This is a genomic window from Curtobacterium phyllosphaerae (assembly GCF_049341865.1).
GTDB lineage: Bacteria > Actinomycetota > Actinomycetes > Actinomycetales > Microbacteriaceae > Curtobacterium > Curtobacterium phyllosphaerae.
Map to the genome: position 1 here is coordinate 87690 of NZ_JBMPIU010000004.1, position 26375 is coordinate 114064.

20 protein-coding genes and 1 tRNA gene are annotated in these 26375 nt (G+C 72.8%); 4 read left to right on the forward strand and 17 right to left on the reverse strand.

The window, feature by feature from the left end:
* Nucleotides 1–4: 4 nt before the first annotated feature.
* The gene (locus ACO0E0_RS08490; RefSeq protein WP_422870978.1) at nucleotides 5–1525 is read right to left on the reverse strand and encodes a CYTH domain-containing protein; all 1521 of its coding nucleotides are present in this window, start codon (nucleotides 1523–1525) and stop codon (nucleotides 5–7) included.
* A gap of 79 nt (nucleotides 1526–1604) precedes the next feature.
* Between ACO0E0_RS08490 and ACO0E0_RS08495 the strand changes: the two genes are divergently transcribed.
* The gene (locus ACO0E0_RS08495; RefSeq protein WP_422870979.1) at nucleotides 1605–1877 is read left to right on the forward strand and encodes a mycoredoxin; all 273 of its coding nucleotides are present in this window, start codon (nucleotides 1605–1607) and stop codon (nucleotides 1875–1877) included.
* Nucleotides 1878–1885: 8 nt separating this feature from the next.
* Here the strand turns inward: ACO0E0_RS08495 and ACO0E0_RS08500 are convergent, their stop codons facing one another.
* Nucleotides 1886–4060 carry a DEAD/DEAH box helicase gene (locus ACO0E0_RS08500; RefSeq protein ID WP_422870980.1) on the reverse strand — a complete coding sequence of 725 codons (2175 nt, stop codon included), beginning with the start codon at nucleotides 4058–4060 and terminating at the stop codon, nucleotides 1886–1888.
* A gap of 538 nt (nucleotides 4061–4598) precedes the next feature.
* Nucleotides 4599–5825, reverse strand: coding sequence for an aminoglycoside phosphotransferase family protein (locus tag ACO0E0_RS08505; RefSeq protein ID WP_422870981.1), 1227 nt, complete (start codon nucleotides 5823–5825; stop codon nucleotides 4599–4601).
* Between the two features lie 124 nt (nucleotides 5826–5949).
* Here ACO0E0_RS08505 and ACO0E0_RS08510 point away from each other — a divergent pair, with 124 nt between their 5' ends.
* The gene (locus ACO0E0_RS08510) at nucleotides 5950–7035 is read left to right on the forward strand and encodes an FUSC family protein (RefSeq protein ID WP_422870982.1); all 1086 of its coding nucleotides are present in this window, start codon (nucleotides 5950–5952) and stop codon (nucleotides 7033–7035) included.
* 94 nt (nucleotides 7036–7129) lie between these two features.
* Here the strand turns inward: ACO0E0_RS08510 and ACO0E0_RS08515 are convergent, their stop codons facing one another.
* A complete protein-coding gene (locus ACO0E0_RS08515) occupies nucleotides 7130–7531 on the reverse strand; it encodes a hypothetical protein (protein WP_422870983.1) in 402 nt (133 codons plus the stop codon).
* A 265-nt stretch (nucleotides 7532–7796) separates the two neighbouring features.
* Here ACO0E0_RS08515 and ACO0E0_RS08520 point away from each other — a divergent pair, with 265 nt between their 5' ends.
* Both ACO0E0_RS08520 and ACO0E0_RS08525 read left to right on the forward strand, forming a co-directional pair.
* The gene (locus ACO0E0_RS08520) at nucleotides 7797–8474 is read left to right on the forward strand and encodes a response regulator transcription factor (protein ID WP_422870984.1); all 678 of its coding nucleotides are present in this window, start codon (nucleotides 7797–7799) and stop codon (nucleotides 8472–8474) included.
* A 4-nt stretch (nucleotides 8475–8478) separates the two neighbouring features.
* Nucleotides 8479–9918 carry a sensor histidine kinase gene (locus ACO0E0_RS08525; protein ID WP_422870985.1) on the forward strand — a complete coding sequence of 480 codons (1440 nt, stop codon included), beginning with the start codon at nucleotides 8479–8481 and terminating at the stop codon, nucleotides 9916–9918.
* Between the two features lie 33 nt (nucleotides 9919–9951).
* Here the strand turns inward: ACO0E0_RS08525 and ACO0E0_RS08530 are convergent, their stop codons facing one another.
* From ACO0E0_RS08530 to proB, 13 genes are all read right to left on the reverse strand, one after another.
* Complete coding sequence (locus ACO0E0_RS08530; protein WP_422871269.1) at nucleotides 9952–13419, reverse strand: error-prone DNA polymerase; 3468 nt, start codon at nucleotides 13417–13419, stop codon at nucleotides 9952–9954.
* Nucleotides 13419–15026: a DNA polymerase Y family protein gene (locus tag ACO0E0_RS08535; protein ID WP_422870986.1), complete on the reverse strand. Its 1608-nt coding sequence runs from the start codon at nucleotides 15024–15026 to the stop codon at nucleotides 13419–13421. Before ACO0E0_RS08535 ends, ACO0E0_RS08530 begins: the two co-directional genes overlap by 1 nt.
* A complete protein-coding gene (locus ACO0E0_RS08540; protein WP_422870987.1) occupies nucleotides 15023–15964 on the reverse strand; it encodes a hypothetical protein in 942 nt (313 codons plus the stop codon). The genes ACO0E0_RS08535 and ACO0E0_RS08540 overlap by 4 nt, the downstream gene beginning before the upstream one ends.
* A gap of 78 nt (nucleotides 15965–16042) precedes the next feature.
* The gene (locus ACO0E0_RS08545; RefSeq protein WP_422870988.1) at nucleotides 16043–18337 is read right to left on the reverse strand and encodes a hypothetical protein; all 2295 of its coding nucleotides are present in this window, start codon (nucleotides 18335–18337) and stop codon (nucleotides 16043–16045) included.
* Nucleotides 18338–18445: 108 nt separating this feature from the next.
* Nucleotides 18446–20032 (reverse strand): anthranilate synthase component I family protein, encoded by a 1587-nt coding sequence (locus tag ACO0E0_RS08550; protein WP_422870989.1) that lies wholly within the window; start codon nucleotides 20030–20032, stop codon nucleotides 18446–18448.
* A 36-nt stretch (nucleotides 20033–20068) separates the two neighbouring features.
* Nucleotides 20069–20992, reverse strand: a complete 924-nt coding sequence (locus ACO0E0_RS08555; RefSeq protein ID WP_422870990.1) for an aldose 1-epimerase family protein — start codon at nucleotides 20990–20992, stop codon at nucleotides 20069–20071.
* 93 nt (nucleotides 20993–21085) lie between these two features.
* Nucleotides 21086–21158, reverse strand: a tRNA-Ala gene (locus ACO0E0_RS08560).
* Between the two features lie 121 nt (nucleotides 21159–21279).
* Nucleotides 21280–21648 carry a ribosome silencing factor gene (gene rsfS / locus ACO0E0_RS08565; RefSeq protein ID WP_422870991.1) on the reverse strand — a complete coding sequence of 123 codons (369 nt, stop codon included), beginning with the start codon at nucleotides 21646–21648 and terminating at the stop codon, nucleotides 21280–21282.
* A gap of 105 nt (nucleotides 21649–21753) precedes the next feature.
* Nucleotides 21754–22965 (reverse strand): hypothetical protein, encoded by a 1212-nt coding sequence (locus ACO0E0_RS08570; RefSeq protein ID WP_422870992.1) that lies wholly within the window; start codon nucleotides 22963–22965, stop codon nucleotides 21754–21756.
* Between the two features lie 350 nt (nucleotides 22966–23315).
* Nucleotides 23316–23915, reverse strand: a complete 600-nt coding sequence (gene nadD, locus ACO0E0_RS08575; protein WP_422870993.1) for a nicotinate-nucleotide adenylyltransferase — start codon at nucleotides 23913–23915, stop codon at nucleotides 23316–23318.
* 11 nt (nucleotides 23916–23926) lie between these two features.
* Entirely contained in the window at nucleotides 23927–24133 is a 207-nt protein-coding gene (locus ACO0E0_RS08580; protein WP_422870994.1) for a hypothetical protein, read from the reverse strand.
* A gap of 36 nt (nucleotides 24134–24169) precedes the next feature.
* Nucleotides 24170–25429: a glutamate-5-semialdehyde dehydrogenase gene (locus ACO0E0_RS08585; protein ID WP_422871270.1), complete on the reverse strand. Its 1260-nt coding sequence runs from the start codon at nucleotides 25427–25429 to the stop codon at nucleotides 24170–24172.
* 54 nt (nucleotides 25430–25483) lie between these two features.
* A complete protein-coding gene (proB, locus tag ACO0E0_RS08590; protein ID WP_422870995.1) occupies nucleotides 25484–26371 on the reverse strand; it encodes a glutamate 5-kinase in 888 nt (295 codons plus the stop codon).
* Nucleotides 26372–26375: the final 4 nt, after the last annotated feature.

The window sequence follows — 26375 nt, forward strand, 5'->3', positions numbered from 1 at the left end:
CCGGTCAGACGCGGGAGAGGGCGTGCACCGCGTCGTCGTAGGACTCCTCGGCGCGGCGCACCCGGTCCCCCGCCAGGACCCCGTAGCCGAAGGTGTCCTCGCCCGCACGGCTCGCGAGACCGGCCAGACGTCGGAGCTCCTCGAGTGCGTGCAGTGCCTGCGTTCGCTCGGTGAGGACCTCGGACGCGACGGTGACGCGGCGGACGAACGCGTGCGCGAACGCCTCGTCGCCCAGGACGTCCATCGCGATGCGCGCCTTCGTCGTCGCGAGCCAGGCGGCCTCCGTCGCGGTGCGGTCGGCCGCCTCATCGGTCGGGTCGTCGCCGACCGAGGCGCGGACGAGCTCGCGGATCGTCGGCTTGACCTCGGCAGCGACGTCCTGTGCCACCGTCTTCGGGCGCTGCAGCGCCCATGCGGTCGGGGTGGGACGCTCGACCGCGTCGTCGAGGGCGTCGAGCAGGTCGAGGAAGTCGGGACTCGTCAGGAACCGGACGACGTCGCGCACCGCGACGTCACGACGTTCCCGGGTGGCCGCGAGGATCCGCTCGCGTGTCATCGCGTCGACGAGCTGCTCCTGCGCCGGGGTCGCCGCCCGGGGCAGCGTGTCGACGAGGTCCTCGGCGGAGGCGCTCCGCGCGGCGACGTCGGCGAGCTCGTCGGCCGCGGACACCGCCCGACCGGTGAGCTCGGTGTCCGCGAACGCCCGCCGGTACGCCCCGAGGACGGCCGCGATGCCGAGTGCGGTCGCGGCCAGTCCGCGGAGGTCGGTGGTGTCGCCGGACCGCAGCCGCGCCTCCCGTCGGTGCAGTGACGCACGCAACCGCGTGAGGCGCTTCGTCACGGCGCGTGCCGCGGTCTTCTTGGCGGGCTTGTCGGCCGTGCGGAGGCGGGGTGCGTCCGCACCCGCGATCCCCCGGGCGAGCTTCGACGACACGGCGGCTGGGCCGGCGCCGACGGCGGCGAACCGTCCGTCGAGTGCGTCGAGGAAGGCGTGGGCGATCTGCGGGTCGACGCCCTCCACCGTCTCGACCTCGACCTCGCGCCACCGCCGGGGCTCGGCCGCTGCGGCACCCGAGGCGTCGAGGCGCGTCGCGGTCACGGCGTCGTCCGCGAGCTCGGCGACCTGGTCGTCGTCCTCGTCAAGGAGTCGGGTGACCGCGCGCGTCGTCGCGATGTGCACGACGGGCCGCAGGCCGCGGCCGCGGCGCTCGGTGAACAGGGCGGCGAGGAGCTCGTCCGGCACCGCGTCCGCACGTTCGGTGAGCGGGAAGTGCTGCTCGTGACGGACGGTGTCCGACTCGGCCCGCTTGATGTGCCAGCCGGCGTCTGGCCCTCCGGTCCGACGCCGGACGGTGACACGCGCCGCGACGAGGTCGAGCCGGTCGGTGTCCCAGTACGTCGCGTCGAGCGCGAACGGCTCAGCTCGCTCGGTGCGGAGGATCCCCCCGACGCCGATCAGGTCCGGCAGGTCTGCGCCGTCGGGCAGGTCGTAGGTGCGCTCGATCTCGAGGTGGGTGTCCGTCACGCTGCCTGTCTACCAGTGTCGGACCCATCGTCGCGGCTCCCGGAATGTCCCCGCAGGCCGCACGGTTACCCTGAGCATCATGACCGACACACTCTCGCGCGACGCATTCACCCCCGCAGCCGGGGCCGTGACCATGTTCACCACCGGCTGGTGCGGCTACTGCAAGCGCCTCAAGACCCAGATGGACCGAGCCGGTGTCACCTACACCGAGGTGAACATCGAGGAGGTCCCCGGCACCGCCGAGCTCGTCGCCGCGGTCAACGGCGGCAACCAGACCGTTCCCACCCTGGTGTTCCCGGACGGCTCGACCGCCACGAACCCGTCCCTCGCCGAGGTCCAGTCCCGCCTGTAGCCCCGGGGCTACTCGGACTCCAGCGCCTCGAGCAGCATCGCCGCCATCGCGTCGAGCTGGATGTCCCCCGAGTCGACGATCTCCTCGTCGGACCCGTCGAGAGCCCGGGCCGCGAGGCTCGCCTTGCTGTCGATGAGCTCCGCGATCTTGGTGTCGATGGTCTGCGCGGCGATGATCCGCCACGCGGTGACCGGCTCCTCCTGCCCGATGCGGTGCACCCGGTCGATCGCCTGCGTCTGCTCGGCGCTCGTCCAGGACAGCTCCGCGAGCACGACGTTCGACGCGACCTGCAGGTTGAGGCCGACGCCCGCCGCCGTGAGCGAGCAGACGATGACGGCGACGTCGGGGTCGTTCACGAACGAGTCGATCTGCGCCGTGCGCGCGACCGCGGTCTGGTCCCCGCGGACCGTCGCGGTCCGGAGGCCCCGACGCGCGAAGACCTCCTCCGCCTGGTCCATCACGTCGAGGTGCTTCGCGAAGAACACCACCTTGCCGACGTTCGCGGCGAGCTGCGCCGCGTAGTCCGCGGCGAGCTGGGCCTTGGCACGGCCGATGCGGCGCACCATCGAGAAGACGTTCTCCCCGGTCGGCGAGGCGTCCTGGTCCTCGAGCTCCCAACGGGCGACCTGTCGGACGAGCCCGAGGTCGATGCCCTCGACCGGAGCCTGACCCGTGCGGTTCGCGAGCGCGGTGTGGTACCGCTGCACGAGCTTGGCGGTGAGCTCCCGTTCGGCGTCGCGGATCGAGCGGCCTTCGTCGCCGTCGAGCTCGACCGGGATGTCCGCGATCCGGCGGGCCGGGATGTCCGCGGCGACGTCGACCTTGCGGCGGCGGACGATGCCCATGTCGATCACGGCACGGCGGGCCTCGGTGAAGAACCCGGGTTCCGCCGGCGTCAGGCCGATGTCCTCGAGCTCGTTCATGAGCTGGGCGCGGGGCTTCTTGTCGTCGATCCACCCGAGGAACTGCCAGATGGTGCGGAAGTCCTCGACGGAGTTGATGAGCGGCGTCCCGGTGAGGGCCATCAGGAGCGGCGAGGACACCCGGTCCCGGATCCGTTCGGCGAGCTGCAGGACGAACCGGGAGCGCTGCGAGTCCTTGTTCTTGATGAAGTGCGCTTCGTCGACGACCATGCCCCGGAACCCGAGCGACCCGAGCCAGCCGACGTGCCGGTCGAGGATCTCGTAGTTCACGATGATGATGTCCGCGAAGCCGTCGAGGTCGTCCCCGTCGCCGTGGAGGACGCTCGCCGTGCGGTTCGGCACCCACAGCGCGGCCTCGCGCGCCCAGTTCGTCTTGACCACGTTCGGGACGACGACGAGCAACGGGAAGGCACCCGCGGCGTCGGCGGCGAGCAACGACTGCGCCGTCTTGCCGAGCCCCGGTTCGTCGGCGAGCAGGAATGTCCGGTGCCCCTGGGCGGCCGCACCGATGAGCTCGGCCTGGTGCTTCATGAGGGTCGATCCGGCAGGACTCCGGAGGTTCGTCGGCTCCGGGAGCGGCATCGACGCGGGTCCGCCGCCGGCGCCGTACTCGAACGACTTGAACAGCGGCCCGAAGAGCTCCCAGTTCGCCAGGCGTCGCGGATGTGCGACCGGGGCGTCCGCGAGCGAGAAGTCCGGCGGGAGGAACGGGTTCGCCAACTGCCGCGACACGATGGCCTGCGGTACGACCGCGCGCTCCTGGGTCTCGACGACGGCGGGCGGCTCGGTCGCGATCACGAGGTCCTCCGGCGCCATCTCCATGCCGCCGGCGATCATCATGTCCCGCTTGACGGTGCGGGTGGCCTCCGGGACCGTCGCGTCCTCGCCGAGGAGCTGGATGACGCTCGTGTCCCGGGCGGCGGTCTTGGCGAGGATCGTCGCGACGCCGTCGAGTCGCTTGAGCTGTTCGGCACGCTGCGCGTCGGTGAGGGTGGCGTCGACCTTGACGCGGGCCCGCTCCTCGCGCATGAGGAGGGCCACGGCCTGGAACTTCGTGCGGTTGGTCGGACGGAGGACCCCGCGCTGGGCCGCCGCCTCGACCTCGCGCACCGCTCGCGCCAGGACGGGGATCAGCCCGTCGTTGTCGACGGAACGGGTGCGTCGGGATGCGGTGCCCGTGCCTCCGGCCGCACGGGATCCCGCGCGGGTGCCGCCGGCACTGCGACCACCGGCCGCACGCCTGGTGCCTGATCGAGCCAACGTCGTTCCTCCTGTCCGCCCGGTGGGCGGGAATCCTCCGGCTGCTGCCGGTCGTGGTGCGCGGCCCCTGCGGGACCAGGGCACTCGCGCGCCGAGCCACGATGGCCCGACCCGGACCGCGGGTGCATGCACCCCGGCCCGACGCGTCGTGGCACCGTCATGCCCCGACCGACGCGGCGTCGTGCCGGACGGGGACGCCCGGGACGGCGCCCGCCCGGGTGACCCGGTCGGCAGGGACCATGGTCGGTGCCCCTTGCTGAACTGTCACACGCGCGCGATGCCGGACGAGTGTCGGGCGATCGCGGATCCGTTCCGTGCGCTGCACTTGCGGCAGAAGACGGACCTGCCAGCGCGAGCACGTGCGGCGCGTGCCCTGTCAGTCTACTGCAGCGCTCGTCCGTCCACCACGCACGGCGCACCCGCGCGTGGCGCGGCGGCCGGTGGCGACGGGACGGGGTCGGACCGCGCCTCCAGTCCGGTCCCGGACCGGAGGACGACCGGGAGGCACGGGGTCCGGCCGCCCCGTCGCAGGCGTCCGTCAGCGGGTCCCGCCCGGAGCCGACCGGGGCCGGAGTCCGGCGGACGGCAGCGTCGGCGCCGGCTCGGAGAGCGCGGCGCGCGTCGCGGCGAGGAGCTGCTCCGCCGTCGCGATCCCGGTCGGTGACCCGGTCGTCGCCTGCCCGCCGGCGTGCGCGAGCAACTGCGAGCCGATCGCAGGCCCGATGCGCTCCGCCGCACCGCGGTTCCGGCGGACCCAGTCCCTCGCGATCGCGTCGGCCAGGCGCTCCGCGGCGGCCCCGCGGTCGACGTCACCGCGGGACCGGTGCCAGAGCCCCGTGACGACGAGGTGCGCGACGACCGCCCCGACGTCCCGGACCGGCTGCCCCCACCCCGCGGTGTCGATGTCGAGCATGCCGGTGATCCGCCACGGCTCCTGCTCGTCGACGAAGATCTGCTCGAGGTGCAGGTCGCCGTGCACGACCTGCCGTTCGGCGTTGTTCCAGCCGATGGACCTGCGTCCGATCGCGTCGTACAGGCGATCGATCTCGGCCGCGTCCCGTGGGAGCGCCGCGGCGAGCGTCCGCCGGTGCCAGTCCGCGTGGTCCATCGCGTCCGCACGCGCCTGCTGCGTCACGGGGACCGACGCGATCCGCCCGGTCAGCGCGGTGAGCGACGCCACGAACCGCGGGTCGTCGGCGATGTCGAGGATGCGGCTGCCCGCCGGCACGCCCCGGATGCGCTCGAGCACCAGCAGGCCGTCGCCGCGGCTCGAGAGCACGCGCGGCACCGGCAGCCCGGCGGCGACGAACTGGGAGTGCGTGCGGACGATCGGACCGACGCGGTGCGGGCGCACGACCTTGAGGAACAGCGTGCCCTCCGGCGAGTCCACCCGGACGACCGCCCGCTTGCCCGGCCGGTAGGCGGCCACGGTCAGGGTCGGGTTCGTCACGGGCATCCCGAGCGTGGTGAGGAGCTCGGCGACGGCGTCGCGGTAGGTCACCTGCGCGAGCACCGGCAGTCCCGGGTCGTTCGGGTAGGCCCACACGCTCACCGGCGAACCCGTCAGCGGATCGGTGACGACGGCCGAGTTCTGGTCGTGCGCGCCGCCGGTGTCGACGTAGGTGAGGACGGTCGACCGCTGGCCCTGCTGGTCCACCGTGTCGACCTCGTAGCCGTAGAGGTAGCCGTTCCCGGACGGCTCGACCGAATGGGGACGAGCAGCCACGACGACGGCCCCGGAGCCGACGAAGGCTTCCGGGATCACCCGCTCATGGTTGGGCCACACGGACACAGTCAACCGTGTCCGCGACGATTCGTCGCCAAGTGGCCCGGCTCGGCGAGGCGGGCGGGAGCGGTGCCGACACACCGCGCGTCGTTACCCTGGATCCGTGAACCCGGTCGCGCGCCTCCGCCAGTCGACCAGGATCCCGTTCCTGCAGGTCGTCAAGACCGCGGTCGCCGTCATCGCGGCGTGGGGGGTCTCCACCGTCGCCATCGGCACCGAGTACCCGATCTTCGCCGCGATCGCCGCGCTGCTCGTCGTCCAGCCGAGCGTGAACCAGTCGTTCGTGCGGGGCATCGAGCGGAGCGCCGGCGTCGTGGTGGGCGTGCTGCTCGCGACCGCCGTCCACGTGGTGCTCGGCGACTCGACGTGGATCGTGCTGCTCGTCATCGTCCTGGCGATCGTCCTCGCCTGGGCACTCCGGCTCACTCCGACGTCGTCGACGCAGATCCCGATCAGCGCGATGCTCGTCCTGTCCACGGGGGCGACGACCCCGCACTACGCGCTCGACCGGATCATCGAGACCGTGATCGGTGCACTCATCGCCCTCGCCGTGAACGCCCTCATCGTGCCTCCGGTGGCCCTGCAGCCAGCGCACCTCGCCGTCTCGCGCCTGGCCCGGGACACCGCGGCGGCGTTCGAGCGGATCGCGGTCGGCCTCACCCGGGGGGACGACACGGCGGAGTGGGACCGGGTCCTCGACACGGCCCGGACGCTCCGGGCGACCCAGGCCAGGGCGGAGGCCGCACTCACCACCGCGAGCGAGAGCCTCACGATGAACCCGAGGCGGGGTCGCCACCGGACGATCCTCGAGCGGGACGTCGTGGTGGCGCGGCACCTCGGCGTGCTCGTCACCCGGGTGATCGGCATGACGCGCGGCATCCGGGACAACGCGACGCCGGACCTCGTCGAGGATCACCTGATCGGACGGATCGCCACCGAGGTCGCGCGGATCGCGGTCGACGTCCGGACGCTCGCCACGCAGGTCGAGGTGTCCTCGATCGCGCCCCGCCCTGCGGCAGGTGGATCTGCGGCAGGTGGATCGGCGGCGGACGGGCCGGCGGCGGACGGGCCGGCGCTCACGACGCCGATCACCGTGCTCCAGCCGAACGAGCGCCACTGGATCCTCATCGGGTCGCTGCTGGAGGACATCCGGCGGGTGCGGGAGGAGTTGCTCGGCGACGGTGCCTGAGCGACAGCGCGTGGGCGACGGGCGACAGCGCGTGGGCGACGGGCGACGGCGCGTGAGTGTCGGGCGACGGCGCGTGAGTGTCGGGCGACGGCCCTCAGCAGCTCGCGTGGACCGGGCAGGTCGCGCGGACCGCCTCGGTCGCATCGGCCAGGATCGCGTCCCAGAGCACCGCGGCGAGCCGGTCGACGGGTTCCGCACCGGTCCGCCCCGCACCGGGGTCGGCCCCGCCAGCGAGGTGCGCGAACCGGTGGATCTCGGCGAGCACGGCCGTGCCGCCGACCTCATGGGCCGATCGGCTCGCGACGTCCGGCAGCTCGGTGCGGATCGACCGGACGAGCCGATCACGGTGGACGTCGTCCGTCATCGTGCCGATCTGAGCGATGCCGAGCCGTGCCGCGGCGAACTCAGTGTGGATGCGTTCCAGGGCCGGATGCCCGTGCTCGTGCCGGTCCTCGTCGGCCCGATCCACGTGCTGCGCTGCCGTGTCGTCGGTCATGCGTCGTCTCCCCCAGTGCTCGTCGACCCGAGTCCGCCCTCGACGACCACCGGATCGCCACCGGACGCACGCGCTCGCCGACGAGGTGTCTCGGGTTCGGGCAACCCCTCGGGAATCGTAGCAACAGCAGGCGCGATCACAATTGCCGTCGGCCCCCTCGCGCAACGGGCCCGCTCCGCGCACGCTGTGGTCGTGTTCAGCCACACCGGGTCGTGAGCGGGTCATCCGGGGTCCGGGGTGCCACGATGGTCCCGGGAGGTCCGACATGCGATTGCTGGTGGTCGAGGACGATGACGAGATGCGCGCCCTCATGGAGCGCGGTCTCGCCGCAGAGGGGTACCGCGTCACGGCGGTCGAGAACGGGGTCGAGGCACTCATCGCGCTCGGCGAGCAGTCCTTCGACCTGGCCGTCGTCGACGTCATGATGCCCGGCATGTCCGGGTTCGAGCTGAGCCGACGGATCCGCGAGCGCGAGGACCCCATGCGCATCCTCCTGGTCACCGCGCGCGACGCCGTCGATGACCGCGTCTACGGACTCGACGCCGGCGCCGACGACTACCTCACCAAGCCGTTCGCGTTCGCGGAGCTCACCGCACGACTCCGGGCGCTCGGCCGCCGCGAGTCCGCAGGGGCACCCCGGACGATCGAGGTCGCCGACGTCGCGATCGACTCCGAGGCCCGCCGGGTCGCCGTCCGCGGGCAGCGCGTCGCGATGAGCCCCACCGAGTTCGCACTGCTCCGGCTGCTCGCCCGGTCCGCCGGCTCCGTGGTGGACCGTCCGAAGATCCTCGAGGAGGTCTGGGACGGCAGCCAGCACGTCGACCCCAACGTGGTCGAGCAGTACATCTCGTACCTCCGCAAGAAGCTCTCCGCCCAGGACGCCTCGGTCGCGATCACGACGGTCCGCGGCCGCGGGTACCGCCTCGACACGATCGGCTCCTGACCCGGTGCGAGCCCTCCGGCTCCTCTCCCTCCGAGCCCGGATCACGCTCGGCAGCACGGCGATCGCGGCGGTCGTCATCGTGCTGCTCGTCGTCGTGGTGCGGCTGCAGGTCATCTCGGTCGTGGGGAGCGCCACGAGGACGCTCCTGACCGCCGACGCCGACCCCTACGTCGCCGCGCTCGAGGTCGACAGCGCCCCGAACCTCCGTCGGCCGGCCAACGCCCAGCTCGTCGCCGTCATCTCGCCGTCCGGTTCGATCGAGCTCTCGACGATGCCGGAGCGCGTCGAACGGTCGCTCGGGTCCCTGACGGGTGCCGGGCCGTCGACGTCCTCGATCACCGTCGGCGGCTCCGAGTACCGGGTCGTGGTCGAGCACGTCACCAACACCGCCGGCCGGTGGACCGTGGTCGCAGCCCGGAACGCACAGGCGGAACGGATCGTCGTCGACAACCTGACCACCACGCTCGCGGTGACCGGCCTGGTGATCCTCGTCGCGTTCGGGATCGCATCGTGGGTGCTCGCCACGACGGCCCTCCGGCCGGTGAACCGGATGCGGCGCGAAGCCGAACGGCTCCGCGGCACCTCGGACCGGGCGGTCCTGCCGGTCGGGCCGGTGCACGACGAGCTGTCCTCGCTCGCGACGACGCTCAACGCGTTCCTCGCCAGGACCCGCCAGGCGACCCAGCGCGAGCGGCAGATGGTGTCCGACGCGAGCCACGAGCTCCGGACCCCCCTCGCGATCCTCACGACCCAGCTCGACCTCGCGACGCTCGACACCGGCGACGCAGGAGCGCTCGAGGGCCACATCGACCGCGCCAAGCAGAGCGTCGCACGCCTCAGCCGCCTCGCGAACGACCTCCTCACGCTGTCGCGGATCGAGGAGTCCCAGCTCGGCGACGGCAGCGACGCCGACGCCGACGCCCGGACGACGAGCTGGACCGACCTCGGCGACGAGGTGATGGCCGCCGTCGACCGCGTCCGGCTCATCGCCGGCGTCAAGGACATCACCGTCGACTTCGAACTCGTCCCGCCGATCGCCGTGGGCGGCTCCGGCCCGGGCATCGGCGGCGGCACGGTCGAACCCCGCTACCGGCTCGACACCAACGGCATCGCGCAGCTCGTGACGAACATCGCCGGCAACGCCGTCGCCGCGCTCGAACCGGGGGGCGGGATCCTCGTCACCTGGCGCGCGGACGCGTCCACCGGGGTGCTCCAGGTGACCGACGACGGCCCGGGCGTCCCCGATTCGTTCGTCGAGGTCGCCTTCGACCGGTTCACCCGCCCCGACGCGGCACGCCGCTCCGACACGACGACGCCGGGCGGCTCCGGCCTCGGACTCGCCATCGTGCGCGCCATCGCGGAACGGTCTGGAGGCTCGGTCTACCTCCGCAACATGCGTTCCGGAGGTCTCGAGGTCACCGTCACCGTCCCCGTGGTGCGCTGACCGCGCTGCTCGCGTGGTGCGCTGCCGCGCACGTCAGTGGAAGTCACGGGACCGGGTCCGGACGGCGAGCGGCAGGTGCTCCAGATGGTCCGCCACGACGTTCACGACACCGTCCGGACTCCGCTCCAGGATCCCCCGCACCACGAGCGCCGGGGACTCCCGGGCCACCCGCCGGAACCGCGTCCACATCCCGACGCTGCAGATGACGTTGACCAGACCGGTCTCGTCCTCGACGTTCATGAACGTGATCCCGGACGCCGTCGCCGGGCGCTGACGATGGGTCACGATGCCGCCGACCTCGACCCGCCGTCCGGTCTCCGCCACGGCGAGGTCGGCCACGCTCAGTGCACCCCGGCGGGCCAGCGCACCCCGCACGTGCCGGATCGGGTGGTCGTCCGTCGAGAGCCCCGTCGACCAGATGTCCGCGATCAGCGCATCACCGTCCGTGAGCTGCCCGAAGAGCGGCGGCTGGACGTACACCTGCGTGTCCGGGAGCTGGTCCGGACGCTCCGCGGCGGCCTGCGCAGCCGACCACATGCCGCCGCGGCGGTCGATGTCGAACGGGGTGAAGGCGTCGGCGGCCGCGAGCGCCTCGAGCTGCGCGGTCGACAACCCCACCCGGCGCGCCAGGTCCGACATGTCCCGGAACGCGCCGTTCGCGTCCCGTTCCGCGACGATCCGCTCCGCACTCCGCCGGCCGAGGGACTTCACCTCGGCCAGGCCGAGCCGAACCGCGAGGCCGCCGTCCCGACGGTGGTCGTCGGTGTCGAACCGGGCGCGCTTGTCGAAGGGCTCGACCGGCGGCTGCTCGGTGTCGAGACAGCTGTCGCTGCCCGTCAGGTGGACGCGACCCGCTGACGGGCCGCCGGCGGCGGGACCGTCGTCGGTCGCGCCTCCCGTCCGTTCGTCGACCGGCTCGAGCGTCGCGTCGACTCCGGACCGCAGGATGTCCGGACGTCGTACCTGCACGCCGTGCCGTCGGGCGTCGGCGACGAGCGACTGCGGCGAGTAGAACCCCATCGGCTGCGCACGGAGCAGCGCCGCGAGGAACGCCCCGGGGTAGTGCAGCCGCATCCACGCGCTCGCGTAGACGATGAGCGCGAAGCTGATCGAGTGGCTCTCCGCGAAGCCGAAGTTCGCGAACGCCTGGATCTTCATGTAGATCGTGTCGGCGTCGTCCCCGGTGATGCCGTTGTCCGCCATCCCTGCGTAGAGCTTGTCCTTCAGCCCCTCGATCTTCACGAGGCCCCGCTTGGACCCCATGGCCCGGCGGAGCTGATCCGCGTCCTCGCCCGTGCAGCCGCCGACCGTCATCGCCATCTGCATGAGCTGCTCCTGGAACAGCGGCACGCCGAGCGTCCGCTCGAGCACCGGTTCGAGCGACGGGTGCAGGTACGTCACCGGCTCCTCGCCTGTCCGTCGGCGGATGTACGGATGGACCGCACCGCCCTGGATCGGACCGGGACGGACGAGCGCGACCTCGATCACCAGGTCGTAGAACCGTCGGGGCAGCAGCCGCGGCAGGGTCCCCATCTGCGCCCGGGACTCGACCTGGAACACGCCGACGGTGTCCGCACGGCAGAGTTGGTCGTAGACGCCCTGCTCCTCCTTCGGCATCGAGTGCATGTCCCAGCGCTCCCCGCAGTGCTCGGCGGCGAGGTCGAACGCGTACTGCAGGGCGGCGAGCATGCCGAGCCCGAGCAGGTCGAACTTGACGAGGCCCATGTAGGCGCAGTCGTCCTTGTCCCACTGCAGGACCGTCCGGCCGTCCATCCGGGCGTGCTCGATCGGGACGACCTCGCCCACCGGACGGTCCGTGAGCACCATGCCGCCGGAGTGGATGCCGAGGTGCCGCGGGAACCCGAGCACCTCGCGAGCCAGGCCGACCACCGCGTCCGGGATGTCGTGGTCGTCGCTCTCGACCACGGACCCCCACCGCTCGACCTGCTTGGACCAGGCGTCCTGCTGTCCCGGTGAGTGTCCGAGCGCCTTCGCCATGTCCCGCACGGCGAACTTCGGGCGGTACGTGATCACGTTCGCGACCTGCGCCGCGTTGTACCGGCCGTACTTGGCGTAGACGTACTGGATGACTTCTTCACGCCGGTCGGAGTCGAAGTCGACGTCGATGTCCGGTTCCTCGTCGCGCATGCTCGACAGGAACCGCTCGAACGGCAGGCCGTACCGGATCGAGTCGACCGCGGTGATCTCGAGCAGGTAGCAGACCGCCGAGTTCGCCGCGGATCCCCGGCCCTGGCAGAGGATCCCCCGGCCCCTGGCGTGGTGGACGAGGTCGCGGACGATCAGGAAGTACCCCGGGAAGTCCTTCTCCTCGATCACGGCCAGCTCCCGCTCGATCCGGTCCCGCTTGGCGGGGTCCACCCCGCGGTCGTTCCCCGGGTACAGCCGCTCCGCGCCGTTCCACACCAGGTCGCGGAGCCACGACATCGGCGTGTGCCCGTCCGGGACGTCGATCGCGGGCAGCCCCGGCGACACGCTCCGGAGCCGGAACCCCAGCTCGTCTGCGAGCTCGACGCTCCGCTCGACGGCACCCGGGTACCTGATGAACCGTGCCTGCATCTCAGCGCCCGACCGCAGGTGCGCCGTGTCCGCCGCCGGGAGCCAGCCGTCGAGTTCGTCGAGGCTCCGTCGCGACCGGACCGCGGCGATCGCGGTCGCGATCCGGAACCGGTCGGGGGTCGCGTAGTGGACGTTCCCGGTCGCGACGACGCCGAGCCCGAACCGGTCGGCGAGGCCGGCGAGGACGTCGTTCCGGCTGCTGTCGAGCGGATCCCCCCGGTCGGTCAGCTCCACGGTCACGTGCTCGGAGCCGAACCGGTCGAGGAGCACCCGCAACGCCTGCTCCGCCGCCGACTCGCCCCCGGACTCGAGAGCCGCGCGGACGGTGCCCTTGCGACAGCCGGTCAGGACGTGCCAGTGCCCTCCGGCGCGCTCCGCGAGGACGTCGAGGTCGTACCGTGGTCGGCCCTTCTCGGCGTCGGCGGCCAGGTGCGCGGTCGTCACCGCCCCGGCGAGGCGGTGGTAGCCCTCCTGCCCCCGGGCGAGCACGAGCAGGTGCGTGCCCTCGGGGTCCGGGACGCCGTTCTGCGGTGCGCTCAGCCCGAGGGAGAGCTCGGCGCCGTAGACCGTCCGGATGTCCGGGTACGTGTCGGCGACCTCGGCGAACCGGGCGGCTCCGTACAGGCCGTCGTGGTCGGTCAGGGCGAGGCCGTGCAGTCCGAGCCGACCAGCTTCCTCCATCAGGTGCTCCGGCTGGCTCGCGCCGTCGAGGAAGCTGAAGGTGGAGTGCGCGTGCAGCTCCGCGTACGGCACGGTCGGGCCCGCCGCGGCGTCGACGACCGGTGCCGGCGAGTACGGCGCTCGTTTCCGCGACCAGGCCGGGCTGTCCCCGCCGTCGCCGTCCGGGGTGGTCCCGGGGCGGCCACGGTCGGACAGTGCGCGCTCGAACGCCGACCACGGGATCGGCGGGTTGCTGTAGCCCATCAGGTCGCCACCGCTTCTGCCCACCATCGGCCGTCGGCGAGCACCAGGAACCACGCCCGCCCCTCCGCGTCCACCAGCTGGAGCCGGTGGAGTCGACGCCCGCCGGACTCCCACCACCGGACCACGAGCGGCCAGGGACCCGCCCACGCCGTCACCGCGCTGAACGCCCCACCCCGGTCGCCGTCGGCGCGGAACCGCCCGGGTTCGCCGACGAGCACGCCGCGGTCGTCGACGTCGACCGAGGCCCCGGCACCGGTGACCACGTCGACCGGTCTGGGTCGGTCGAGGACGGTCCCGGGAGCCGCGCCCGGGAGCTTGCCCGGCCACGGCCGGGCTCGGGCGACCGCGACGGCGCGCTCGCCACCGACGGGGGTGTCGCCCCACGGCACGAGGACGACCCGTTCGGCGAGGGTGCGCCCGCCGCCGATCCGCGCCGTCACGACGCCGTCGTGGCCGACCAGGCCCTGGATCCGCGCGAGACCGTGGTGCACCCGCTCATCGGGTCCCGATCCCCACAGGCCGCGCTCGTGGTGGCCGACGGAGTCCACCGACTCGGCCTCGAGCCGGACGTGTGCGACAGGCGCTTCCAGGCCGGTCGGCCCGGTGCCACCCTGCAACTGCCACCGCACCCGGTCGACGATGTCCGCGGCGTCGAACCACCGCGGGTGCGCCCAGGTGCGGTCGAGGCACACGCCGTGGTCGTCGGTGACCTCGATCCGGATGGCCGTCGCGACCAGCTTCGCCGCGGCGAGTCGCTCCGTGAACGTGTCCGCCGACCGCCGGAACGCGAACGCCACCTGGTCCGCACGGTCGAGAGGCGGCTCGAACGGAGCGTCCACCGCGAGGTCCGGTGGGACCGCCCGTGCCGAGACCTCGCGGGGGTCGCGGCCGCCCGCCAGCCGGTGCAGGAACGCGCCGTCGGCACCGAACCGGTCGCGGACCTGCTCGTCGGTGAGCGCGGCGAACTCCCCGAGTGTCGTGATGCCCAGGCGCCCGAGCAGCATCGTCAGGTCGTCCTGGCCGAGCACCGACATCGGCAACGGGTCGAGGAACGCGGCGGACCCTCCGGTCGGCACGATCCGGGGACGGCCGTCGGCGTTCCGGATCCGTGCGGCCTGCTCCGCCGCGAACGGCGTGTCCGCGATGCCGACGACGACACCGGGAGCACCGTGGTCGGCCGCGATCCCGGCGAGGGTGATCGCCGCCGCCCGCTCGCCGCCGTAGTAGCGCGCCGGACCCCGGGAGCGGAGCGCGAGGGTCCCGGGGCGGAGGACGTGCACGCCGGGGGCCGCCGCCTCGATCGCGCGGATGACGGGTTCGAACACCCGGTGGTCGGCGTCGTCGTCGTAGGGCTGGACGACGAGCGCCGAGCATCGCGCCTGGGCTTCGCGGACCCGGAGTCCGCGGACCACGCCCTCGGCCCTGGCCGCTGCGGAGCAGGAGTGGACGATGCCCTTGTCGACGAGCGCGAACGGCCGGTCGGGGTCGGCACCGGTCGCCGTGGACGCCGCGATCACCGGCCAGTCGGGGCACCACAGCACGATCGTCCTGGTCGGCGGGGCGTCGGGGACCGCGCTCGGTCGGACACCCGCGGCGCGCGCGCTCATGACGCCACCGCGACCGGGAGCTGCGCGACGGCGACCGCCCCGGCCACCGCCTCGGTCACCGACGCGGACACCGTCGTGGGCACCGCCGTGGCAGCCGGTGCCGTCCCGGACCGCACCGGAGCGACGGTGCCGGCACGGGTTCCTCGGTCGGCCGACGACACGGTCCCGTCAGCCGCCGGCAGCAGCAGTTCGGCGTGCACCGGACGCCCGGCACCGGCGCGACCGTTCGCCGTGACGGTCGCGCGTCGTTCCAGGAGGTACCCGTGCCCACGGCCGATCCCCCGCCACTCGGACGCCGTCACCCGCAGGGTGGTCTCGGCGCCCGGCCAGCCGCCGAGCGACACGAGCGCCGCCCCGCGCTGTCGGAGTCGTGCGGCGAGCCGAGCCGCGTCACCGGGGCGGACCCGACCGAGCGGACGGGTCAGGACGATCGTCGCGACGTCGGCCATGGCGGCGGTCACGGCGAGCCACTGGTCACCCGGGTCGGGGACGAGCACGAGACGGTCGAGGTCGATCCCCATCGCGGCGGCGGCCTCGATCCCGAAGGACGGCACCCCGACCACCGCGCACCACGACCCGGACGCCGAGGCCGCCTGCAGCATCGTCATCGCGAGGAGGACCGACTCCTGGACGCCGTACACCGCTCCGGACCGGATCGCACCGCCGGGCAGCAACGGTTCGAGGGCCGGAGCGGTCGGCAACGCCCCGGTGTCGACCCGGGTGTCCTCCATGTCCGCGATCCGGGAACGGAGGGACGTGATCCGGTCGAGCGCCGCCTTCGCCTCCCCCAGGTGGTCGACCGGCGCGACGGTGTGCACGGCACGGTCGCCCGCAGCACGGTCGCCCGCAGCACGGTCGCCCGCACCGCGGGGACCCACCCCGGCGGTGCGGGAACCGAGGAGTTCCGCTGCCGTCTGCACAGCGCCATATTCGAACATGTGTTCGATGATGTCAATCGCGTCTGACATCCGGGTGCGTCGAGCGGCCCGTCCCGCGTGACGGGCCGCCCGCCGAGGTCAGGCCTCGGGCGTCACCGCGATCGGAGCGCTGGTGACCGGCGCACCGTCCACCGGGGTCATGGTGACCGCGAAGGTGTACGGGCCGTTGCCGAGGTACCGACCGACCTTCCAGGACCCGTCGGCACCCACCACGGTGCGCACGGAGGCGAGGCCGGCACCCGCGTCGATCGTGATCGTCGCACGGGCCGAGCCGGTCCCGGAGAACTCGCGCACCGTGTTCGGCGCGAAGGTCGTCCCGGACACCGGAGCGGTCACAGCGAAGTCGCGGTCGACGTCCGCCGGCTGGTTGACGACGTACCCGGCCACCCGACCCGTCTCGACGCCCGCGGCGTTCGCCTGCACGATGTCGAAGCGGTAGGGGCCGTCTCCGAGGTAGCGTGGGACGGACCAGTGACCGTCGTCCCCCACCGTGGTGACGACGTCGGCGCTGCTGAAGTTCGCGACCCGCAGTGTCACCGTGCTCCGAGCGGCCCCCGTGCCCGCGAAGGTCGCCGTCTGCGACCGGTGCTCCGAGCCGCGCCCCGGGCTCGTCACCGCGAACGGCTCGGTCACACCCTGGTTGACGACGAAGCCCCGGACCGCGCTCGTCGTGGCACCGCTCGCATCGGTCTGCACGATGTCGAAGGCGTACGCGCCGTCGCCGAGGTACCGCTGCACCGACCAGTCCCCGTTCCCCTGGACCTCGGTCGAGACCGGGACGAGCCCGGGGACACCCGGGTCGAGCGTGACCTCCTGCCCCGGCTCGCCACGGCCCGCGAACACCACCAGCTCGTTCCGGTGCTCGGACGCGATGCGCGGCGAGGTCGCCGTCACCGGCGCGACATCGGCCGCGGTCGCCGCGTACGGGACGTCCGACATGACCGAGGTACGGCCGTCTGCGGTCGTCTGGGTGAACGTGATGTCGTAGCCCGCGGACGACGCGAGGTCGGCCTCCGCGGACCAGGAGCCCACCGCCGAGCGGGCCCCGTGGACCGTCGTCGAACGGGCCCCGGGGACCGCCGTCGAGAACAACTCGTCGTCCGCGGTCGACGCGGTGATGGTGGACCCGGTCTCGGCCGTGCCGTGGAACGCGACCGAGCCGGGCGTGTACGTCGGGGTGGCGGCTCCGTCGACGGTCAGCAGGCGGGGCAGCGGGACGCGCTCCGAGATCTCGTTGAACTGCATCGTGACCATGTCGAGCTGCTCGCCGGTGTCCGCAGCGGGGATCGTGTACGCGAAACCGCCGTTCGCACCGTAGCCCGCGACGACGCGGTCGCCGGCCATGATCCAGGTCGCACCGGGCTGGCTGGTCCCGGTGACCATGATCGAACCGTCCGGCATGGAGACCGTGTCGCGGATGCTCGGCGCGGCGATGTCGTCGTTCTGCGTCGCCGCGGCGAGCGTCACGAGGGCCGGCGCCGAGTCGCCCGCGTCCGACCGTGCGACGACCTGGACGTCCGAGCCGAGGTACTGCTCGGGGACGATGAGCGCGAACGCCCCGCTGCTGCCGGCCGGGGCCGCGGCGATCTCCTCCCCGCCCCGGAGCACCACGGCCTGACCGTCGGCATCGCCCCGGACGATGAACTGCCCGTCGATCCCACGGTCGACGCCGCGCACGGACGGCGCGGATCCCACCCCGGTGTCGGCAGGCGTGTACACGACGCCGGCGATCGTCGTCGTGATGCCGGACGTCGCGGTCTGCGTGAACGTCAGCACGTGGACGGCGTCGTCGAGGTCGGCCGGCGCGCTCCAAGCGCCGCTGACACCGCGCTCGGTGGAGGCCCCGACCGTGATGGAGAAGACCGGCACTCCGGCGGCGTCCGATGCCGAGACCGTCGAGCCGACCTGCGCGACGCCCGAGAAGGTGTGCCTGCCCGGGGTGAACGCGACGGCGTTCGAGGTCACGTCGTCGACCTGCAGGGTGCGGGGCAGCGCGACCGGCTCGGACCGGACCGGTGCGCCGTCGACGGTGCGGACCGCCACCATCGTGAGCGAGGTGTCCTTGTACCCCGCCCCGACGGCGATGGAGAAGAGTCCGCCGCCGCCCGGCCAGGCGTCGACGACCGAGGAGCCGTCGAGGACCTCGACCCGGTCGGTACCTGCCGTGCCGAGCATGCGCTGCGTGCCGTTCGGCTCGGTCTGGATGTTCCGGACGACCGGAGCGGGGACGGTCACCGAGACGGTCGACGCCGGAGGACTCGAAGGCGGTGCGGTGGGGGCTGCAGCGGCCGCGGCGGCGCCGAGCGTGCAGGACAGACCGACGGCGACGACGACTCCTGCCGTCGTGAGCCGGGCTGTGCGAGAGAGTGACATGGTGCTCCTGGGGACGGGTGCCGGGCGTTCCGGCTGCTCCAATCTGGCACATGTGTATGAAATACACATGACCGCGATGATCACCGGGCGTCGATCACCCGGCGATGATCACCACGTCGCGACGGCTCCGAGCGACCCGAGCACCGATCGCGTCTTCGTGACGACCTCGTCCGCCTCGGCTGCCGCCGTCGAGGACCAGGTCACCGCTCCTCCGGCACCGAGGGTCCGCCGCACGACGTCGCCACTGCCGCCCGAGCGGGTGCGGACGGTCACGAGCGTCCGGATCGCGACCGCCAGGTCGACGGCTCCGCTCAGCGAGAAGTACCCGACGACCCCGGAGTAGACGCCGCGCGGTGCACGCTCCAACCGGTCGATGATCCCCATCGCGCTGATCTTCGGAGCGCCGGTCATCGAGCCGGGCGGGAACGCGGCACCGACGACCGCGGCACGGGAGGTCCCCGTCGGCACCGACGCCACCACGGTCGACACCATCTGGTGCACGGTCGCGAAGGTCTCGACGACGCACAAGCGCTCCACGTGCACCGAGCCCGGGACCGCCGTCCGGAGCAGGTCGTTCCGCAGCAGGTCGACGATCATGACGTTCTCGGCCCGGTCTTTCGCGCTCGCCGCCAGCTCGGCGCGGAGCAGGTCGTCCTGCGCGGGCGTCGCGCCCCGCCCGCGGGTGCCCTTCATCGGCTCGGCGACGACACGGCCGGCGGCGGAGATCGACAGGAACCGCTCCGGTGACCGGCTCGCGACCGTCACCGCACCGAGCCGCAGGAACGACCCGAACGGCACCGGGTCCGCGTCGCGCAGACGACGGTACGTCCGGAACGCGGGGTCCGCTGCCAAGCCAGGCCGTGCCTCCCGTCCGGATCGCCGCGCGCCCGCGACCGGAACCGGAACCGCGAAGGCGGTCGTCAGGCACACCTGGAACGCGTTGCCGTGTCGGATCTCCTCACGGCACGCCTCGACGGCGCGTTCGTACGCCGCGCGCTGCTCACGTCCGGGTGCGGCGATCGGCGTGGCTGCGGACACGGACGGGAGGGCCGGGGTCGGGTCCGCCCCGGATGGCGCGGACGTCGGGACGGTCACCAGGGCGCGGAGCGCCGAGCAGGTCGCGACCGCCCACGCGCGGTTCGTCGCGGTGGGGCCGCGCGCATCGTCGCGATCGTCGGGCCCGTGCTCGTGGTCCTCCACCAGCGCCAGGACCCAGGCCACGCCGTCGACGCCGTCGAGCACGACCGCTCGGTCCACGAACCGGAGGTCGGCGTCCGGATGGCCGTCCGCGCGCCGGTCCGGGCCGCCGGACTCACGACCGAGCTCGTACCCGAGGTACCCGACCCACCCGAGCGCGAACCCGCATCCCGGGACCGGTTCGGGCATCGGCGGGACCGCGGCGAGGAGGTCGCCGAGAGCCGGGAAGCACGGGCGTTCCCGGCTGCCGGTCGCGAACCACGTCGCCGCCGGTGCCGCACGCGTCGTCGCCACCCCGTCCCGGTGGGTGAACGCGGCCGAGAACGGACCGTCCGGGACGGCGAGGACCGACCACCGACTGCGCTCCGGGTCCGCGGCACCGGCACCTGCGCCGGCACTCGAGTCGAGCCACAGGACGTCGTCGGATGCACCGGCCAGGGCGTCGAGGAGCACTGCGGCGTCCGGCATGCCGTCGACCCGGGTCGCCTCGATCCGCATCCGACGATCATCCCAGGACATCGTCCGGTCGCGGTGTCAGACGGCGGCGATGGTCCAGGACGCGGTCGTCGACGCCCCGGCCCCGAGCACCAGCAGTCCCCGCTCCGCGCCCGCGTTGAACGCGTCGGGCGCGCAGGTCATCGGCTCCACCGCGAGTCCCAGCCGGTCGAGCTCCGGCACGGGCTGGTCCGCCGTGTGCACCTGCAGCCACGAGCACTCCGGACCGAACACCATCCGGACACCGTGCCCGTCGTCGGCGGTGAGCACCACCGCAGCGAGGCCGTCGGCGTCGCGCACCAGGTCGGTGAACGCGTGGTCGACGAACCGGTCCCCGATGCGGGTCGGGACGCGCATGTCGAACTCCGCGGACACCGGCGCGAGCCCGGTCGGGATCAGCCGGTCCTCGGTGACCTCGAGCACCGAGTCGGCGGGGACGGTGACGGTCCAGTCGTCGACCCGCCCCGGGCCGGCCACCAGGTACGGGTGCGGGCCGGTCCCCCACGGCGCGTCGTCGTCGCCGGTGTTCGTGCCGGTGACCGTCGTGTGGAGTCCGTCGGCGTCGAGCGAGTACCGGACCCGGACCTCGACCCGGTGCGGGTACCCGACCTGCGCCGGCACGACGGTGACGAGCTCGACCGAGCCCTCGCTCTGCTCCGCGACGGCGAAGTCGGACCAGACGACGAGTCCGTGCAGCGCATGGTGCCGCCGCGGCTCGGTCAGGGCGAGCTCGTGGTCGACGTCGCCGGAGCGGTAGCGGCCGTCGACGACCCGGTTCGGCCAGGGAGCCAGGATCGCGCCGCGGAAGGCCGGGCGGACCGTGTCGGCCTCGAACGGCACGACGAGGTCGCGGCCGTCGTGCTGGAGCACGCGGAGCGTCGCACCGATCGAGGCGATGGCGGCGGTGTACCCGGCTGCGTGGAGGCGGATCTCGGTGCCGGAGAGGGGGGCGTCGGTGCTCATGCCCCAACGCTATCGGTGCCGCGGGTGCCGCATCGACGGAGCAGCGGACATGGAAGAACCCCGCACTCCGGAGGAGGACGGGGTTCTCGATCGTGGATCTGAGGGGACTCGAACCCCTGACCCCCTGCATGCCATGCAGGTGCGCTACCAGCTGCGCCACAGACCCAGATCGCCGCTCCCTGGCGGAAGCAACGCAGTACAGCCTACACCACTCGCGGCTGCCCGACGAACACCGCCGAACCCCGCGAGGTGCGTCGTCGCCTGCTCGACGCGTGCGCCAGACTGCGTCAGTGGTCGGCGGGCACCTGGAGGGCGATGGCCGGGCAGTCCGACCAGAGCCGCTCGAGCGAGTAGTACTGGCGGTCTTCCTCGTGGAAGACGTGCACCACGATGTCCCCGAAGTCCAGGAGGACCCACCGGCCCTCGCTCCGACCTTCACGCCGGAGCGGCTTGGCGCCGGCGGCGATCATCCGGTCCTCGATCTCGTCGGCGATCGCGAGCACGTTCCGCTCGCTCCGACCAGTCGCGAGCAGGAACACGTCGGTCAGCGGCAGCGGGCCGGAGACGTCGAGGGCGACGAGGTCGTCCGCCTGCTTGGCGTCCGCCGCCGTCGCAGCGATCTGGACGAGTTCGTGTGCGCGGGGAGAAGCGGTCACGGAGTCCTTCTGGTCGGCGACGCACCGGGGATCGGTGCGCGATGCCTGACGATCATAAGCCAGACCGCCGACAGCGGCCAGCGGCGCCGGGGACGGCCGTCCGACTCAGAACAGGTGCAGCGTGACCGCGGCGATGACGAGCGCCGCGACACCGACCACGCCGAGCCCGGCCGCGCCGTACGCGAGGACCGTCGGGAGCCGCGACTGCTTCGGCATCGCGGCCGCGAGCACCACGGCACGGGTCGACGTGTGGCTCGACACCGCACGACTCGCACGGACGGGGCTGGCGTCGGACGACGGGCCGTCCGCGTCCTGCTGCTCGAGCAGCCGGTCGACCTCGGCACCGTCGATCGGCGTGTGCGACCCGGTCGAGGCGAGCGCCTTCGGCAGGTCGATCGACCCGGTGATGATCACCTCGCCCGTGGCGTTCAGGGCACCGGTGACGTCGCTCAGTGCCGAGTTCGGCATGATCAGCGCGTTCGTCACCGGCTGCGTCTCGCGGACCGCCCCGGTCTCCGGGTCGTGCACGTGGGCGTCGTCCTCGGCGGCCTGTCGGCTCCAGTGCCCGGCCGGAGCGGCGAAGGCCGTGGTCACGGGTTTCGGCTCCGCCGGGGTCGTCCCACGGGTGCCCGCTGCCGGTGCGTCGGCACGCTCGGGCTGCCCGGGCTCGTTCGTCGCGTCGGACGCGGAAGCGCCGGTCGTCGACGCGCCGGTCGTCGACGCGGACCGTGCGGCAACCGGGACCTCGTCGGTGTCCGCGTCGAGGTCGAGCGGGAACACACCGGCCGCCGTCGGGTTCGGCAGGGGCGCTCGGAGCGGCAGCCCGGGGACGACCGACTCCGCCGCGGCCGATCCGGGAACGATGGTGTCCTCGACCGCGTCGGGATCGGTCTCGGCCGAGGGGTCGTGGTCCGGCACGGCATCCTGCGCCCCGGGTGCGTTCGGGGCGGGCGACCAGGTCGACCGATGGCGACGCGGCTCCTCGCTGTGTGCGACGGCGTCGGCGAGCGGCTCGACGGCGTTCGGGGACCCGTCGGCCTCGGTGGCCTGTTCGATCGCCGCGGCGTCGAGGACCGTCCGGTGCGGGTCGTCCGAGTCCTTCTGGTCCTCGATCGCCGCGACCGTCCCGAGGACGTCCGCGACCGTGCGGTCCGACGACTGCGGGGACTGCGGCGTCGGCACCTGGAGCGGGACCGGACGAGCCGACTCGGCGTTCTGCGCAGCTCGGAGTTCGCGGAGCTGTCGGCGAGTCAGGCCGCCGGTCCCCGGGACGATCTCGGTCGCCGAGGCCGGGGCGGCATCGACGTCCTGTGCCATCGGACGGACCGGCGGCTGCTGCGACGGCGGCGCGGAGACGGGAGCGGCATGCGACCCGGGACGCCGCCGCTCGGATGTCGGCGACTCCGGCACCACCGCCGGTTCCGTCGCAGCCGCCGAGGGCGCGGAGACCGACCGCGACGGTGTCGAGGAAACGGGCGCCGAGGAAACGGGCGCCGAGGAGACGGACGCCGAGGACACAGGTGCCGGTGAGACGGGCGCGCTCGACGCCGTCGGCGCCGGTCGGGCTGCCGCGGACGGCGGGGTGACGGGCTGCGCGCCGGTCTCGGAAGCACGCTCGCGCTCACGCGCCTGACGACGCGTCAGGGGCGGCTGCGAGTCGGACGAACTCATGCAACGCTCCGATACAGGTGGTGCTTGGAGATGTACTGGACGACGCCATCCGGAACCAAGTACCACACGGGGAACCCCCGGCCCACCCGGCTCCGACAATCGGTGGACGATATCGCCAGTGCGGGGACTTCGAGCAAGCTTACGTCGCCCTCCGGCAAACCGGTAACGCTGAGGTCATGTCCCGGTCGAGTCACAGCCACGAAGTGCGCGAGGTCCCACATCTCGTCGTGGTCCTTCCACTCCAGGATCTGGGCGACGGCGTCCGCGCCCGAGATGAACACGAGCTGCGCGTCGGGCCGCTGGTCGCGGAGATCCCGGAGCGTGTCGATCGTGTAGGTCGGACCCTCGCGGTCGATGTCCACCCGGCTCACCGTGAAGGACGGGTTCGAGGCCGTCGCGATGACCGTCATCAGGTACCGGTGCTCGGCGTCGGACACGCCGGACTTCATGTAGGGCTGGCCGGTCGGGACGAACACGACCTCGTCCAGGTCGAACGATTTGGCGACCTCGCTCGCGGCCACGAGGTGACCGTGGTGGATCGGGTCGAACGTCCCGCCCATCACGCCGATGCGTGGCCGGCCGGTGCTCTCGAGCATCGAGCGGGAGGTCAGATCTTGGTGTGGCCGAACTCGTCCACACCGGTCTCGTGGGAGCGAGTGGCCTCGAACTTGTTCGAGTGGCGGTAGGCGACGTCGCGGAAGCTCCACGTGATGAAGCCGAGCAGGACGAACACGCCCGCGAGCACCAGCGGGAAGACGATCGGCGGCGCGATGAGCTGGATCTCTTCTGCAGCGGCGAGCAGGACGTGCGACATGGAAGCTCCGATCGTTCCGGGAAGACTCCGGCCAGTCTAGCCGCGGACCTGCCCCTGCCCGCGCACCACCCACTTCGTGCTCGTGAGCTCGGACAGACCCATCGGTCCGCGGGCGTGGAGCTTCTGTGTCGAGATCCCGACCTCGGCACCGAACCCGAACTCGGCACCGTCGGTGAACCGCGTCGAGGCGTTCACCATCACCACCGCGGAGTCCACCTCGGCGAGGAACCGTTCAGCGTTCTGGAGGTCGCTCGTGACGATCGACTCGGTGTGGTGCGTCGAGTACCGGGCAATGTGCGCCATCGCGGCGTCGAGGTCGGGGACGACACGGATGGACAGATCGAGCGCCATCGACTCCGTCGCGTAGTCCTCGTCGGTCACCGGGACCGCCGCAGGGACGAGGGTGCGCGTGGCGTCGTCGCCCCGGAGCACCACACCGGCGTCGGTCAGGCGTGCGCCGAGCATCGGCAGGAGCCGTTCCGCCGCATCCTCGTGGACGAGCAGGGTCTCGAGTGCGTTGCAGACACTCGGCCGCTGCACCTTGCTGTTCATGACGATGTCCGTGGCCCAGTCCGACGGCGCCGACTCGTCGAGGAACACGTGCACGACCCCCGCTCCGGTCTCGATCACGGGCACCTGCGACTCGGTGACGACGGTCTGGATGAGACCGGCGCTCCCCCGCGGGACCAGGACGTCGACGAGGCCCCTGGCGCGCATCAGCTCCGCGGCACCGGCGCGCCCGAATTCGTCGATCGTCTGCACGAGGTCGCCCGGCAGGCCGACCGACCGCACGGCGTCCTGGATGACGCCGACGAGCACGCGGTTGGTCTGTTCCGCCGCGGACCCGCCGCGGAGCACCACCGCGTTCCCGCTCTTCAGCGCCAGGCTCGCGATGTCGACCGTGACGTTCGGACGCGCTTCGTAGATCGCGCCGACGACGCCGAACGGGACGCGGACCTGGGTGAGCCGGATGCCGTTCGGCAGGGACGATCCACGGACGGACTCGCCGACCGGATCGGTGAGCGTCGCCACGTGCTCGACCGCGGCCGCGAGGGACTCCACCCGCCCGGCGTCGAGGCGCAGTCGATCGACGAGGCCCGTGGCGAGTCCGTTCCGCGCACCGCGCTCGAGGTCGAGTTCGTTCGCACGCAGGACCTCCGGCGCCGCGGCACGGAGCGCTGCGGCGATGGCGGCGAGGGCGGCGTTCTTGACCTCGGTCGTCGTCGTGGCGAGCGGCACCGAGGCGTCCCGCGCAGCGAGGAGCCGGTCGGTGAGCGCCGCCGACACGTCCGTCATCGTCATGCGACCGATTCTAGGTCGGCAGGCGACCCGCGCTCGGACCGGAGCGCGTCAGACCCGGGGCGCCGCGCGGAACCAGGTCCCGATCGACTCGCCCGCGAGGGCGCGGTCCACCATCGAGGTGGCCGTCACGAGGACGGCCGTGCCGGCCTCGGCCGCGAGCCGTGCGGCGGCGACCTTCGTGCCCGCACCGCCGGTCCCGACGCCTGCCTTGCCGACCGAGCCGAAGGTGACCCCCGCGAGGTCGTCGCCGAACGGGACCTCGGCGATGCGTTCCGCTCCGGGCTGCTCCGGCGGCCGGGTGTACAGCGCGTCCACGTCGGAGAGCAGCACCAGGACGTCGGCACCGAGCAGTCGGGCGACGAGTGCGGCGAGCCGGTCGTTGTCGCCGAACCGGATCTCGTGCGTCGCGACGGTGTCGTTCTCGTTGACGATCGGGAGCACACGGAGCGCGAGCAGCCGGTCCATCGCCCGCTGCGCGTTCACCCGGTGCGTCGGGTTCTGCAGGTCCCCCGCGGTCAGGAGGATCTGCGCCGCGACGATCCGGTACCGCTCGAGACTCTGTTGGTACCGGAACATGAGGACGTTCTGACCGGTCGCGGCGGCCGCCTGCTGCGTCGCGAGGTCCTCCGGACGTGTCGCGATGCCGAGGAACGGGAACCCCGTCGAGATCGCCCCGGACGACACCAGGACCACCTCGGTCCCCCGGGCGTACGCCTGACTGAGGGCATCGACCAGCGGCTCGATCTGGCCGACGTTGTCGCCGCTGATCGATGACGACCCGACCTTGACGACGATGCGGCGCGCGCGCGGGATGTCCGAACGCTCCGCCGTGGCCTCCGACACCACGGATCCCGACGGCGCCTGCGGGGTCGTCCGTGCCTGCGGGGTCGTCCGTGCCTGCGTGGTCGTCTCCGCCTGCGGGGTCGTCTCGGTCATGCGG